Origin of the sequence: Mesorhizobium sp. M0243 (genome assembly GCF_040321775.1) — a bacterium.
Taxonomy (GTDB): domain Bacteria; phylum Pseudomonadota; class Alphaproteobacteria; order Rhizobiales; family Rhizobiaceae; genus Mesorhizobium.
Genome location: NZ_JAMYSF010000030.1, coordinates 1 through 13,930 on the forward strand (window position 1 = coordinate 1; position 13,930 = coordinate 13,930).

The 13,930-nt window shown below is 63.0% G+C and carries 13 protein-coding genes, 1 other RNA gene and 1 pseudogene; 9 read left to right on the forward strand and 6 right to left on the reverse strand.

Annotation, left to right across the window (positions count from 1 at the left end; translation table 11 throughout):
* Positions 1-112: 112 nt before the first annotated feature.
* The 5 genes from NKJ11_RS28065 to NKJ11_RS28085 form a co-directional block, all read right to left on the reverse strand.
* Positions 113-421 carry a HigA family addiction module antitoxin gene (locus NKJ11_RS28065; RefSeq protein WP_023813159.1) on the reverse strand — a complete coding sequence of 103 codons (309 nt, stop codon included), beginning with the start codon at positions 419-421 and terminating at the stop codon, positions 113-115.
* 9 nt (positions 422-430) lie between these two features.
* The gene (locus NKJ11_RS28070) at positions 431-727 is read right to left on the reverse strand and encodes a type II toxin-antitoxin system RelE/ParE family toxin (protein WP_127267190.1); all 297 of its coding nucleotides are present in this window, start codon (positions 725-727) and stop codon (positions 431-433) included.
* 109 nt (positions 728-836) lie between these two features.
* Positions 837-1,520 carry a class I SAM-dependent methyltransferase gene (locus NKJ11_RS28075; RefSeq protein WP_352630881.1) on the reverse strand — a complete coding sequence of 228 codons (684 nt, stop codon included), beginning with the start codon at positions 1,518-1,520 and terminating at the stop codon, positions 837-839.
* Positions 1,517-2,815: a BtaA family protein gene (locus tag NKJ11_RS28080; protein WP_352630880.1), complete on the reverse strand. Its 1,299-nt coding sequence runs from the start codon at positions 2,813-2,815 to the stop codon at positions 1,517-1,519. The genes NKJ11_RS28075 and NKJ11_RS28080 overlap by 4 nt, the downstream gene beginning before the upstream one ends.
* A gap of 33 nt (positions 2,816-2,848) precedes the next feature.
* Complete coding sequence (locus tag NKJ11_RS28085) at positions 2,849-6,676, reverse strand: hydantoinase B/oxoprolinase family protein (RefSeq protein WP_352630879.1); 3,828 nt, start codon at positions 6,674-6,676, stop codon at positions 2,849-2,851.
* A gap of 195 nt (positions 6,677-6,871) precedes the next feature.
* Here NKJ11_RS28085 and NKJ11_RS28090 point away from each other — a divergent pair, with 195 nt between their 5' ends.
* From NKJ11_RS28090 to NKJ11_RS28120, 7 genes and pseudogenes are all read left to right on the forward strand, one after another.
* Positions 6,872-7,132, forward strand: a complete 261-nt coding sequence (locus NKJ11_RS28090; protein WP_081734943.1) for a hypothetical protein — start codon at positions 6,872-6,874, stop codon at positions 7,130-7,132.
* 157 nt (positions 7,133-7,289) lie between these two features.
* Complete coding sequence (locus tag NKJ11_RS28095) at positions 7,290-8,009, forward strand: J domain-containing protein (RefSeq protein WP_023813154.1); 720 nt, start codon at positions 7,290-7,292, stop codon at positions 8,007-8,009.
* A complete protein-coding gene (locus NKJ11_RS28100) occupies positions 8,006-8,761 on the forward strand; it encodes an N-acetylmuramoyl-L-alanine amidase (protein WP_128303484.1) in 756 nt (251 codons plus the stop codon). The genes NKJ11_RS28095 and NKJ11_RS28100 overlap by 4 nt, the downstream gene beginning before the upstream one ends.
* A gap of 208 nt (positions 8,762-8,969) precedes the next feature.
* Positions 8,970-9,695 (forward strand): lytic transglycosylase domain-containing protein, encoded by a 726-nt coding sequence (locus NKJ11_RS28105; RefSeq protein WP_023813152.1) that lies wholly within the window; start codon positions 8,970-8,972, stop codon positions 9,693-9,695.
* A gap of 50 nt (positions 9,696-9,745) precedes the next feature.
* An RNA gene (rnpB, locus tag NKJ11_RS28110) (RNase P RNA component class A) lies at positions 9,746-10,155 on the forward strand.
* A gap of 177 nt (positions 10,156-10,332) precedes the next feature.
* The gene (locus NKJ11_RS28115; RefSeq protein ID WP_023813151.1) at positions 10,333-10,608 is read left to right on the forward strand and encodes a type II toxin-antitoxin system ParD family antitoxin; all 276 of its coding nucleotides are present in this window, start codon (positions 10,333-10,335) and stop codon (positions 10,606-10,608) included.
* Positions 10,605-10,905 (forward strand): annotated as a pseudogene (locus NKJ11_RS28120) (type II toxin-antitoxin system RelE/ParE family toxin). Before NKJ11_RS28115 ends, NKJ11_RS28120 begins: the two are co-directional and overlap by 4 nt.
* Before the next feature lie 8 nt (positions 10,906-10,913).
* Here NKJ11_RS28120 and NKJ11_RS28125 read toward each other — a convergent pair.
* Positions 10,914-12,029, reverse strand: coding sequence for a cystathionine gamma-lyase (locus NKJ11_RS28125; RefSeq protein ID WP_023813150.1), 1,116 nt, complete (start codon positions 12,027-12,029; stop codon positions 10,914-10,916).
* A gap of 410 nt (positions 12,030-12,439) precedes the next feature.
* Between NKJ11_RS28125 and mraZ the strand changes: the two genes are divergently transcribed.
* Together mraZ and rsmH are read left to right on the forward strand one after the other, a co-directional pair.
* Positions 12,440-12,898 carry a division/cell wall cluster transcriptional repressor MraZ gene (gene mraZ, locus NKJ11_RS28130; protein WP_056582893.1) on the forward strand — a complete coding sequence of 153 codons (459 nt, stop codon included), beginning with the start codon at positions 12,440-12,442 and terminating at the stop codon, positions 12,896-12,898.
* Positions 12,895-13,929, forward strand: a complete 1,035-nt coding sequence (gene rsmH, locus NKJ11_RS28135; RefSeq protein WP_352775617.1) for a 16S rRNA (cytosine(1402)-N(4))-methyltransferase RsmH — start codon at positions 12,895-12,897, stop codon at positions 13,927-13,929. The genes mraZ and rsmH overlap by 4 nt, the downstream gene beginning before the upstream one ends.
* Position 13,930 lies beyond the last annotated feature (1 nt).

A 13,930-nucleotide genomic window follows, 5' to 3' on the forward strand; every position in this document is an offset into this window, starting at 1 on the left:
CATCAGATGCTGGCCTCCAATCCAGCCAGCATCTTGAATCACAAACATCCGGCTTTGGGAATCCTACGATTCTCTCAAAATAGGAATCGCTCTAGCGCGCCGTAACTCTTGTCTATGCAGCTGTCGCCAAAGGCTTGGCGCGATCAACCCGCGCCCGCTCGTCGGGCGAGTTCATGACCTGCCAAAGATCGCTGCGGCGCTGTACGTTCAACCAGAAATCCGGGCTGTTGCCGAACACCCGTGCCAGAATGAGCGCGGTCGCCGCCGTCACGTTGCGGCGGTCGTTGCACAATTCGTTCACATGTTTGCGCTGGACCCCCATCGCCTCGGCCAAAGCCGCCTGCGTAAGGCCAAGCGGTTGCATGAATTCTTCCGTGAGAATTTCGCCAACCGTTGCTGGCTTGCGTGCGGTCATCAACATGTTCTCACCTCATCTATAGCTGTGGTCGTCGAGATAGATGTCCGACGCCTCACCGCGGCCGCCGTCCCAGCGGAAGATCAGCCGCCATTGCTTGTTGACGCGTATTGAATGGAAGCCTTCGAGAATGCCACGCAGCTTCTCGAAATGATTGCTGGGCGGCACACGCAAATCCTGATCGATCATCGCGTCGTCAATCATCTGGAGCTTGCGGAACAAACGGCTTTCGAGATCGGACGGAATGTTGCGAGAATGGGTGTCTTCCACGAAGAAGGCCCGCAGCCATTCATCCCTGAAGCCGATGATCACCACATGCTTCATGCATGTGAGATAGTGTACCGCTCTCGGGGTCATAAGGCAACGTTTATCCAACGGATCGTGGCTGCTTCGCCTTTATGTGCCTTTCCCACGGCAATATTCAGGAAGTTATCTTGATAACCGCCAGCCAGGCATAGCCGCGATAAAGCGTGCGGAAACGGAAGCTTGCGCTGGTTCGCCGAGATTCCGATTCCAGCACTTCGCGCAACGATTCACGCGGCGCGACGTGGAATTTTTTCAGCCAGCCGCGCAGCAAGGTCCGGAACCAGCCGGGTAGGCCTTCCTGCTGGCCGAAATCGACGATGTGCAGCGAACCGTTCGGCGACAGGGCGGCAAGCGCTGCCGACACAGTTTTTTCCCAACCGGGGATCATCGACAGCGAATAGGACACGAAGACGCGATCGAAGCCGTTGCGCCCGAACAGCGCCTTGGCATCGAATCCCGTGGCGTCGCCCTGGGCGAGCGTGACACGATCGACCAGGCCCTCGCGGGCAATCGCGGCGCTGGCCGTCTCCAGCATTTCGGCTGAAATGTCGAGGCCGAAGAAGCCGGCGTCGGGGTAGCGACGCGCGGCCAGGATGATGTTGCGGCCGGTGCCGCAGCCGAGCTCCAGCACGGTGCCACCGACAGGCACGTCGAGCCCCGAGATCATTAGGTCGCGGCCGAGCAGGTAGTATTTGCGGGTCAGGTCGTAGATATGGCGCTGCCAGCGGTAGACGCGGTCCATCAGTTCGGCATGGTTGGCCTTGAATTCGGGGCTGGCCGGCAACTCGCTGGTGCTCATGCCGCACGCTTCACGTAGAGGTGGAAGCCGCCATAGATGGCCGAGCGGTCGCGGGCCAAAAATTCGCGCGAAGCCTGGTCCTGATAGTCCCACTGGTCGAGCAGCGAGCTGGAGACTCGGCCCGGCAACAGGCTGGGTTCGGCGGCGGTGCGGAAGATGACGCGGGCGTCGGCCGATGCGGTGCGGGTGATTTCCGCCCACAGCGCGTTGAGCTGATCGTCGGTCATCCAGTCCTGCGCATCGAGCAAGACGAAACGGTCGACCGCGCCGGCGTCCTTGCCGGTGAGAAATTCGATCAGATTGGCGTGGTGGATGGCGACGCGGTCGACATTGCCGCGGATGGTCTGGTAATTCTGTTTTTCGAGATAGGCGGGCAGGGCGGCCTCGCCGGGGTTCGGATAGCGCCGAGCGAAGGCCTGCCAGGCGAAGTAGTTGTTCTCCAGCGGAAAATCGCAAGCGAGCTTTTCCAGCCGGGCTTTCAGCACGCTGGCCATGGTGCCGTCGCCAGAAGTGATCAGCGAATCGTACTGCGCCGGTGGAATGCCGAGGCCGAACAGCGAAGCCTTGCGCGACGTCGCCCATTTCAAAAGCTTCTTGTCGAAGACCGGCGCCAGTTCCTCGTTGAAGAAGCGGCGCTGCTCGCCGATGTTGCGGGCCTGCATGATGCCGGCGGGGTCGACGCCGAAGAATTTTGCCGTGCGGTGGCCCATGGCGATGAACAGGCCGAGCAGGCCGGTCTGGTAGAAATTGCGGTCGAACACAGTGACGCGACGGCGGCCACGCCAGTTGCGGCGCTCCCAGTAGTGACGGCTTACCGGATCGAGATGCGGTGCGATGAAGCGGTCGTAGGCCGCCGAATTGTGGCTGGTGTCGGCGGCACCGAAGAAGCGGAACAGGTCGCCCTGTGAAGGCAAATGGCGCACCGCCTCCAGCTTCATGCGGTTCAGCGCGATGTGCGCGGCGTTGAGATCGACGGCGTCGACCCGGGCCGGCGAGCGCGTGAGGTAGGCCAGGATGTTGCAGCCGCCGGAGGCGATGGTGACGACGCGGTGGCCCTGGCCAAGCTGCATCGCCTCCATGTCGACATCGGGGTCCTCCCAGATCTGCGGATAGACGAGGCCGGAAAACAGGAAGGCGAACAGCCGCTCCGAAATGCCTGCCTTCGACAGCGGGCGGTTCTGGTAGACGGCCTTTCCAACTTCCTTGCCGCGGCGAAAAACCAGATCAGCGGAAACGTCCGTCATGGCAAGATGATTCCCCATTTGCTTTGCCGCAAGAGGGTAGCTCAGGGTCATGACAGGCCGGTGACAGCCTGTTGACGCATCTTTTCACGGCTTGCCAAATCCGCCCGGCGTCGGCGTCGTCAGGATGACGGCGTCGCCGGCCTGCAGCACTGTCTGGTCGCAGGCTTTCAGCATGTCGATCGTGCCATCCTTGCGGCGGACCTTGGTCGAGCCGACCTCGCCATCGCCGCCACCATCCAGCCCTTGCGGCGGGCGGTTGCGGTGCGAGGACAGGATCGCGCATTCCATCTTTTCGAGGAAGCGGATGGTGCGTTTGGTGCCGTCGCCGGCGCTCCATTTGCCCTTGCCGCCGGAGTTTTCCCGAATGTGGAAATCCTCGAGCAGCACGGGAAAGCGCAATTCCAGCACTTCCGGGTCGGTGAGGCGCGAGTTGGTCATGTGGGTATGGACGCCGGAGGTGCCGGCAAAGCCGCGGCCCGAGTTCATCTGGCCGGCGGGCGAGCCGGAACAGATCGTCTCGTAGTATTGGTAGGTCTTGTTGCCGAAGGTCAGGTTGTTCATCGTGCCTTGCGCGTTGGCCATGGCGCCCATGGCGCCGAACAGCGCATTGGTGACATGCTGCGAGGTCTCCACATTGCCGGCGACGACGGCGGCGGGGTAGGCGGGTTTCAGCATGCAGCCGTCGGGAATGATGATGTTGATTGGCCGCAGACAGCCGGCATTCATCGGGATCATGTCCTCGACCATGACGCGGAAAGCATAGAGCACGGCCGCTCGGGCGACGGGTTCGGGCGCGTTGAAATTGTTCTTCATGACCGGCGACGTGCCGGTGAAGTCAACGGTCGCCTCGCGCTTTTGCCGGTTGACCGTGATCTTCACCTTGATGATTTGGCCGGTGTCGGTCGGGTATTCGTACTGCGAACTATCGGGCAGCCGCTCCAGCACGCGGCGCACGCTTTCAGCCGCATTGTCCTGGACATGGCCCATATAGGCCTCGACGACATCGAGGCCGAAATGCGCGACCATCTTGCGCAGTTCCGCGACGCCCTTCTCGTTGGCGGCGATCTGCGCTTTGAGGTCGGCGATGTTCTGGTGCGGATTGCGGGCCGGGTAGCGGTGGTCGGTGAGCAGCGTTTCCAGCTCCTTCTCGCGGAATTTTCCACGATCGACGATGCGGAAATTGTCGAACAGCACGCCTTCCTCGTCGACCGTGGTGGCAAGCGGCGTCATCGAGCCGGGTGCCGTGCCACCGATATCCGCATGATGGCCGCGAGAGGCTGCCCAGAACAGGATTTCGCGTTGGGCGTCGTCGAACACCGGCGTCACCACGGTGATGTCGGGCAGATGCGTGCCGCCATTGTAGGGCGCGTTGAGGGCAAAGACGTCGCCGGGGTGGATGTCGCCGGAATTCAGCCGGATGATGGTTTCGACCGAGCGGTCCATCGAGCCCAGATGCACCGGCATATGCGGCGCATTGGCGACCAGCGCGCCAGTGCGATCGAAGACGGCACAGGAGAAATCCAGCCGTTCCTTGATGTTGACCGAATAGGCGGTGTTCTGCAGCGTCACGCCCATCTGCTCGGCGATCGACATGAAGAGGTTGTTGAAGACCTCCAGCATGACCGGATCGGCCTCGGTGCCGAGCGCTGCCTGCCGGCGCTTTTTCTCGACACGGCGCAGGAGCACATGGTTCCTGGCGGTGATTTCGGCCTGCCAGCCCGGCTCGATGACGATTGTCTGGTTCGGCTCGATAATCAAGGCAGGTCCCGCAACCCTGTTTCCCGGCTTCAGCGCCTCGCGGCGGAAGATGGGTGAAGTGCGCCACTCTCCTTCGGTGAAGATTTCGCGGGTTTGCGAAGGGCTTACGGCAAGGTCTTCGGTTCGCGATTCAGTTTCGTCGCGCCCGGTGCCGCCGGTGTCCGCGCCTTCGACGCCGACGGTCTCGACGATCATCGGCTTGTCGTCATAAACGAAACCGAACTGCGCCTTGTGGGCGATTTCAAAATCGCGCCTGGCCTGGAAAATCGAATCCGCCTCGAAATTCACCGGCAGTGTCGTGTCGGTGCCGTCATAGCGAATGTGCAGCACGGGCTTTGTGGCGACCGTATCCTCGCCGATGCCTTGCGCCGCGAGTTCGGCGATGACGGCTTTTCTCAAGATGGCGATGAGGTTGCCGATCTCCGTTCTGGACTCTTCGGCAAGCGGTTTCAGCAGCGCCTGCTGGCGTGAGGCAAAGACCGAGGACAGGCCGATGCCATAAGCCGACAGCAGGCCAGAGAAGGGATGGATCAGCACCGCTTCCATGCCGAGCGCATCGGCGACTAGGCACGCGTGCTGGCCGCCGGCGCCGCCAAAACAGTTCAGGAGATATTCGGTGACGTCGTAGCCGCGCTGCACGGAGATCTTCTTGATGGCGTTGGCCATGTTCTCCACGGCGATGGTGACGAACCCTTCGGCGACAGTCTCAGGCGACCGGCCATCGCCGATTTCGGCGGCGAGTGTTGCAAATTTTGCTCGCACCGTCTCGACGTCGAGCGGTTCGTCCTGGCCGGGTCCGAATATTGCCGGAAAGAAATCGGGCTGCAGCTTGCCCAGCATGACGTTGGCGTCGGTGACGGCGAGCGGGCCGCCGCGCCGGTAGGCTGCCGGGCCGGGATTGGCGCCGGCCGAGTCAGGTCCGGCGCGAAAACGGCCGGCCTCATAGTGCAGAATCGAGCCGCCGCCGGCGGCGACGGTATGGATGCGCATCATCGGCGCGCGGATGCGCACGCCGGCGACCTCGGTGTCGAAGGCGCGCTCATATTCGCCGTCATAATGGGCGACGTCGGTGGAGGTGCCGCCCATGTCGAAGCCGATGACCTTGTCGAAGCCGGCGAGCCTGGCCGTCTCGACCATGCCGACGACGCCACCGGCGGGCCCCGACAGCAGTGCGTCCTTGCCCTGGAACATGTCGGCGGCGGTGAGACCGCCCGACGACATCATGAACATGAGGCGAGGCGATTGGCCGATCTCCCCCCTTGTGGGGGAGATGCCCGGCACGGCAAAGGGGGGCGTGACAGAATAAGGCGTTGGCGGGACAGCGCCCCCCTCTGTCGGCTTCGCCGACTGCCCTTCGCTATGGCTCCGGGCGTTCGTCGCTGAAAAAGCCAAATCGTTGGTTTTTTCTCGGCCTTCGGCCGATCGCTCCTCACCTCCCACAAGGGGGGAGATTGGCGCCACGCCCAGCTCGCCCGCCACCCTTTGCACATAGCGCGACAGGATCGGCGACAGATAGGCGTCGACCACGGTGGTGTCGCCTCGGCCGACCAGCTTGATCAGCGGCGAGACCTCATGGCTGACCGAAACCTGGCTGAAACCAAGCTTTCGGCAGACCTTTGCCACGGCCTTCTCGTGGTCGGGGTATTTCCACGCATGCATGAAGACGATGGCGACGGCGTCGATGCCGTCGGCCCTGGCCTGTTCGATCGCCGGCCGGCAGGCGGCGATGTCGAGCAATTGTTCGACGCGGCCATCGGCGCGCACACGCTCGTTGATTTCGATGACGCGCTCGTAGAGCTGTTCGGGAAGGACGATCTCCTTGGCGAAGATGTCGGGGCGCGCCTGGTAGGCGATCTTCAGCGCATCGCGAAAGCCCTTGGTGATGAGCAAAAGCACGCGGTCGCCCTTGCGCTCCAGCAGCGCATTGGTGGCGACCGTGGTGCCCATCTTGATGTCGCCGATCAGGCCGCTTGGGATCGTGTCTCCGGACGACAAGCCAAGGAGGTCGCGAATGCCCTGGATGGCGGCATCGTTATAGGCTTCGGGATTTTCGGAGAGAAGCTTGCGCGGGTGCAGCCCGCCTTCCGGATCTCGGCCGATGATATCGGTGAATGTGCCGCCGCGGTCGATCCAGAAATCCCATTTTTCGGTCATGACAGCCCCTGTCGCTCTTCTGTTCGATCGGTGGTTCGGCACATTCTGTTAGTTGGCCACGGCCCGAGCGGCAATCGCAAATGAACCAGACGATGTTACATGCGGAAACGCAACGTTACGAAACTCATGGTCGTCTGACGCATTTGTCCTTCGACCGCTCACGGCAACGTGAGCGTGTGTTGAAGGAGAGACAAAATGAAAAAGCTCATTCTCGCGTCCGTTTCCGCTCTGGCCTTGCTTGGCGTCGCCGCCTGCAGTGACAGCGGTACGGACAATACCACCACCCAGAGCACCAATCCGCCGGCCGCCGAGGAACCGATGAAGCCGGCTACCCCGGAAGCCACGCCGCCGGCCGCGACGCCTCCGGCAACGGATAATTCGACCACGAAGAGCATCACACCCGAGAAGCCTGCCGAGCCGGCTCCGGCAACACCAGCTCCTGCGCCCGCGCAGTAGTGAGCAAGCAGTACTTCGTGTGATGAAGGCCGGCTCGCGCCGGCCTTTTTCATATTGTCCGAGCGCCGTGGCGTTCGAGTCCGATCTATTTGTCGCGCAAAGCCTGCGGCACTGTCCCGGCTTGATAGGAGCGGGCGGTGGCTCTAAGAAGCAGGCCATGTCGATTTGGGATCGCCTCGGCGAATTCATCACCCGCGTTTCATCCTCAGCCTCGTCGGGTGTCGCCGACGTGGTCGAGGCCGTGCGCACGGTTTTCGCCGGCGATGCGGATTTGCGCCGGCGTGTCGCCTTTTCGGTGGCGATGATCGCGCTGTCGGCCAAGATGGCCAAGGCCGATGGCATCGTCACCCAGGACGAGGTGCGCGCGTTCCAGGAAATCTTCGAAGTGCCGCCGAAGGAGACGCGCAATGTGGCGCGTCTGTTCGATCTCGCCCAACGCGACGTGGCCGGTTTCGAGACCTATGCCGAGCGGATGGCGCAGATGTGCGGTTCCGGGCATTCCAATTGCGTGATGCTGGAAGACATACTCGACGGTCTGTTCCACATCGCCAAGGCCGACGGGCTGGTGCACGAGCGCGAAGGCCACTTCCTGCACCGCATCGCCGAGATTTTCCGCATCGACGAAGCGCATTACGAGGCCATCATGGCGCGGCACGTCAATCTCGGCGCCGGGGATCCCTATGTCGTGCTTGGCATCGAGCGCGGCAAGCCGTTCGAAGAGGTCAGGAAACGCTATCGCAAGCTGGTTTCCGACAATCATCCGGACCGGCTGATCGCGCGCGGCCTGCCTCAGGAATTCATCAAGATCGCGACCACCAGGGTGGCGGCGATCAACGCCGCCTACGAGATGATCGAGCGGGGCCTGCGCCACGCATGAGCGGCTTTCTGCCCGACGAGCCACGTGCCGAAGTCAGGGTATCGCCGAATTTCGGCCCGCGGCGCGAGACGCCCAGGCCTGACATGATCGTGCTGCACTACACCGGTATGGCGACCGGCGCCGGGGCCGAGGCTTGGCTTTGCGACCCGGCCAGCGAGGTCTCGTCGCATTATCTCGTCCACGAGAATGGCCATATCGTGCAGATGGTCAGGGAAAGCGACCGCGCCTGGCATGCCGGCAAGAGTTCGTGGTTCGGACGAGCCGACATCAATTCCTGTTCGGTCGGCATCGAGATCGTCAATCCGGGGCATTCGCTGGGTTATCCCGGTTTTCCCCGGCGGCAGATCGATGCGGTGATCGGGCTGTGCCGTGGGATCGCCGGTCGGCATTCGATCGCCGCCGAGCGGGTACTCGCGCATTCCGATATTGCGCCGGGGCGCAAGATCGATCCCGGCGAGAGGTTTCCGTGGCGGACGCTGTTCGAAGCCGGTGTCGGTCATCTCGTGGCGGCCGCACCCGTCAGGCGAGGCGCCACTCTGACAACCGGCGACACCGGCGGCGACGTCGAAGCGTTGCAGTCGATGCTGGCGCTCTACGGTTATGGCGTTGAAATATCCGGCGTTTTCGACCGGCAGACCGAGGCGGTGGTCGAGGCCTTCCAGCGTCATTTCCGGCCGCGCAAGGTGGACGGCGTTGCCGACGGCTCGACGCTGCGGACGCTGCAAAGGCTGCTTGCTTCCGTGAGGCGCTGACCCCCGGGAAGCCTCTTCCAAGCAATTCTTTCCAATCCTTAAGTTACAAGCTGTCACTCAAAGTGACTTGCCTGGCCTTGTTTGACACCAATTCGGGCGTCAAACGGCTGACGTGTAGATGTCGGACCCCAAGCCCCCGGGTTGTTCCGACGTTGGTTAGGCGTTGCTGCGCGAACATCTTCGCGCGGTTCAGACAGAACAGGATCACATGCAGAAATTTACCGTTTTAACGGCAGCTCTTGCTGCCGGCGTAATGACTTTTGCCTTCAGTGCCGCAGATGCCGCGCCCCTCAGCCCGCGAGCCGATCAAGGGCCTGTCGTGGCATCCGCGAAAGGCGGCAAGGCCCCACAGGCCAGAAGCGGCAAGGCAGGCCAGGACGCCAAGGCGACGAAGCGGGCTTCCGCGAAAATGGAAAAAGCAAGCTGGTCCAAGCCGAAGAAGTCCGCCAGAAAGCAGACGAAGCGTGGCCGAAAAACCGTCGACATGACGGCAACGGCGTCGATCGGTGTCCGGAACGCGGCAGCCTCGGCGGCCACGGTGGCCAGCAGCGGGCAGTATTCCGCAATCGTTGCCCGCTATGCGGCGATCGAAGGCGTTCCGGTATCGCTCGCCTCGGCGGTTATCCAGATCGAAAGCAACTATCGGCCCAACATCGTCGGCGGCGCCGGCGAGATCGGCCTGATGCAGATCAAGCCGGCCACGGCTCGGATGATGGGCTATAGCGGCTCCGCCAAGGGTCTGTTCGATCCCGACACCAACATCAAATACGGGATGAAATACCTTGCCATGGCGCGGAGCCTCGGCGGCGGCACGACCTGCGGCACGATTTTGAAATACAATGCCGGCCACGCCGCAACGCGGATGAACCCGGTGTCGGCAGCCTATTGCGGCAAGGTGAAGGTGCAGATGGCTGCGCTGGGATCGCCCGCATAAGTCTGCTTTTTCGTTTGCGTTTTCGGGCGTGAACCCCTTTATACGCTCTGCCAGCTGGCTGGGCGGCCGCACCCGCAAACGCCGAAAGGTCGTGGGTGAGGAAAGTCCGGGCTCCATGGAAACACGGTGCCGGTTAATGGCCGGCGGGGGCGACCCCAGGGAAAGTGCCACAGAAAGCAAACCGCCACGATCCGGCTTGCCGGATTCGGGGTAAGGGTGAAAGGGTGGGGTAAGAGCCCACCGCGCGACTGGCAACAGGAGCGGCACGGTAAACCCCACCGGGAGCAAGACCGAATAGGGACGGTGCGAGGGGAAACTCTCGAGGGCTGTTTCCGGCTCACCGTCCGGGTAGGTTGCGTGAGGCGCATGGCAACATGCGCCCAAGATGAATGGCCGCCACGTTCTCGCCTCGCAAGGGGCGAGGGCCATACAGAACCCGGCTTACAGGCCAGCTGGCAATTTTTTCTCCCGCGATATCGAAGAGAAGTCTCTTGATATCAACAGGTTGCGCCCTCGGGCGCGCCTGCTGATTCAAGTTTGTTCACCGATCCATCCATGCGAGCGAGGGCCGGCTATTGCTTGAAACTGGTGCGATTAAATCGTACCATGGATCAGCTGATAGCATCGGGAGCCTCTCATGGGACAGGTCGACAAACGCAGCATCACGCTGTCGCCGGAACTGGCGGCGGCGGTGGACGATGTAGTCGCCGCCGGCGAATATGCATCGGCCAGCGAAGTGATCCGCGACGCGCTCAGACAGTGGAAAGACCGGCGCGACCTGCATGGCTACACGGTCGAGGAATTGCGCAAGCTGGTGCAGGAAGGGATCGACAGCGGGCCTGGTCGATTTGCGTCAATGGATGACATCAAGGCTGAAGCGAGGAGACGCCTGCGATCTGACGACGCGGCATGAATCTGCTGCCCATCGTCCGGAATGCGCGCGCAGAAGACGATTTGATCGCGATCTGGCTTCATGTTGCACGCGACAGCGAGGCTGCGGCCGATCGGTTGCTCGATCGCATCGAGGCGCGGTGGCGGCAACTGCACCTATCCCTTCTTAGGCGCACCGCGCGACGACATCGCGCCAGGCATCCGTCATCTGGTCGTTGGCGACTATCTCACCTTGTACCGGGTCGATGACGATGCGATCGAAATAATCCGCGTGCTGCATGGCAAGCGCAACATCGAGGCCGATGACGTCGGCGCGTAGCCGTTTCGTCAGCCGCCGATCTTGTCCAGTGACGCCTCGATCGCCTTCCAGAGCTCGTCCACCGGCTCGCAGCCGACCGAGAGGCGAACGAAGCCGGCGGCAACGGCATCGCCTCGCTTCAAGCGCCGCTCGGCGGAGGTGTGGACGCCGCCGAAGGATGTCGCGGCCTGCATCAAGGCGCAATTGTTGATGAAATCCTCGGCCTTGTCCTCCGAGGCGAGCTCGAAAGAAATGAGAAAGCCAAAGCGCTCCATCTGGGCGCGGGCAAGGTTGTGCGACGGATCGCCTTCCAGTCCGGGATAACGCAGACCGCTGATTGCCCGATGGCCCTGCAGCCGCCGCGCGATGACTTCCGCCGAGGAACACATGCGATCGAAGCGCACATCCAGTGTCTCCAGGCCGCGGTGCACCAGCCAGGCTTCGAATGGTCCGGGAATGCTGCCGGAAACTTCGCGCCAGCCGGTCACGGCGGCGATGATATCGGCATTGCGGCTGGCCACATGGCCGAACAGCACGTCGGAGTGGCCATTGGGTGCCTTGGTGTCGGCGGCAACGACGATATCGGCGCCATGGTCGAGCGGCCGCTGGCCGAAGGGTGTCATGGTCGTGTTGTCGACGACAAGGATCGCGCCGGCTTTGTGAACAGCATCGGCAACGGCGGCGATATCGCAGATATCCAGCCCCGGATTGGCAGGGGTTTCGACAAACGCCAGCCGATAGCCATCGAAGCCGCCATCGAGGAAGGTCGAGGTCGGCCTGACATCGTAGGTGATGCCGAGCGGCTTGAGAAAGCGATCGGCCAAAGCCCGCGTCGTGTGATAGCCGTCTGAAGGCAGCAGGATACGGTCGCCGGCCTTGAGCATGGCAAAAAACGCCGCCGAGATTGCCGCCATTCCTGAAGGGAAGGCAACGCACGGCGCACTCTCCAGATGAGCCAGCATATGTTCGACCGCGTCCCAGGTCGGGTTGCTGAAGCGGCCATACTGATTGAAGCCGGTGGCGTCGCCGGGCGCATGAAAAATGGCGGCCATGGTCAGGGGCAGGGGAATGGAATCGCCCATGGCAAGCCCGCTGCGACGCAGATGAGGAAGTGCTGCAGCGCGTGACTTTGCTGTTTCAGACATCGAATTTCCAACCCTGTTTGCGACCGACGAGATGTGGCGAGACGCTATGCCCGGCAGCGGCGCGCGGCAAGGCGCGTCCGGTTGGGCCAAGCGGCTCTAAACGCTTCGTTAGGCTTAATAGACGATAAAGACGAGACGTGTCGTCGAGGCTGTTCTCATTGGTCGCGGCGCGCGTGTTTGTGAAGCCTATTCCCGTTGACGCCCATAGTGCCCCATGATATCCCATCCAGACATCAAAGCCTTCGTTCCGCGTCAGGGTAAAGCGTACGCCAATCGGGCAGCCGCGGCGGCTGCGCGTTTGCCGGTCTTTGCCCGCGTGGACGAGGCTGATACGGGGCAGGGAACGCGCCGCGGCGGCGCGGGCGACAAGATGGAGAGGGGTGCGGCGGCGAAAGCGGCTGTAGCGTTTAATGGACCGGTTTCTGTCAAACACGGTGAGCAGGATCGATGCGAAGGGACGGGTGTCCGTTCCCGCGCATTTCCGTGCCGTCGTGCAGAAGCGCGGCTATTCGGAACTCTACGCGCTGCGCTGCCTCGACCTGCCGGCGATGGATGTCGGCGGGCTCGACCTGCTCGACCGCTACGAGCAGCGCATTGCGCTCGAGGATCCCTTCCTGCAGACGGCGGACGACATGTCGTTCTTCTGCCATGGCGATGGCACCTTCTTGAAACTCGACCAGGACGGCCGCATCACGATGAGCGATTTCATTCGCGAACACACCGGCATTTCGGCGGAAGTGGCCTTTGTCGGACGCGGCAATTTCTTTCAGATCTGGGAGCCGGGACGGCTTGCCGCCTATGGGGCGCAGGCGCGAGCCCGGCTTTTGCAGCTTCGGCAGGGGACGAAGCCTGGGGAGCGACCGGAATGACGGCGAGCCACGGCGATGACCTTCCTCACGCCGTTGGCGGATCGGCCCGCCACATTCCGGTCCTCCTTGGCGAAGTGCTCGAAGCGCTGGCGCCGGCGCAGGGCGACGTCATCATCGATGGCACATTCGGTGCCGGCGGCTACACCAGGGCCATTCTGGCGACGGGCGCCTCGGTTGTGGCGATCGATCGCGATCCGGATGCAATCGATGCCGGGCGCGATCTGGAAGCGCAGTCCGGCGGCCGGCTGCGGCTGGTGCAGGCGCCGTTCTCGACGCTGGACGAACATGTCGAGAGCGCCGAGGGCGTCGTGCTCGACATCGGCGTGTCCTCGATGCAGCTCGACCAGGCCGAGCGCGGGTTTTCGTTCCGCGCCGACGGGCCACTCGACATGCGCATGGCGCAATCGGGCCTCAGCGCCGCCGATGTCGTCAATTCCTTCAAGCCGGGCGACCTTGCCCGTATCTTCGGCTTTCTCGGCGAGGAGCGCCATGCCGGACGCATCGCCCGCATGATCGAGGCGCGCCGCGAAAAGCGCCCGTTCGAACGCACGCTGGAACTGGCCGACGCCATCGAGACGCATATCGGCCGGGCGCCGAAGGACAAGATCCATCCGGCGACGCGCGTCTTCCAGGCGCTGCGCATCTTCGTCAATGACGAGCTTGGCGAACTGGCCAAGGCGCTGTTCGCGGCCGAACGCGCGCTGAAGCCGGGCGGTCGGCTCGCCGTGGTGACGTTCCATTCGCTGGAAGACCGCATCGTCAAGCGCTTCATCGCCGACCGGGCCGATGTTGCGACCGGCTCACGTCACCTGCCCGAGGCTCATGCGCGCACCGCGACGTTCCGCAAGGCGGGCGGCGGCGTGACTGCCGGCGACGCCGAGGTGGCGGCCAATCCGCGCGCCCGTTCGGCCAGGCTGCGCGCGGCGATCCGCACCGAGGCGCCGGCGCGCAGCAGCGACTTTTCGATTTTCGGCCTTCCAAAGCTTCCCGGCCCAACACTTCCCGGCACAGGCCGACCGGGGGAGAGGTAGC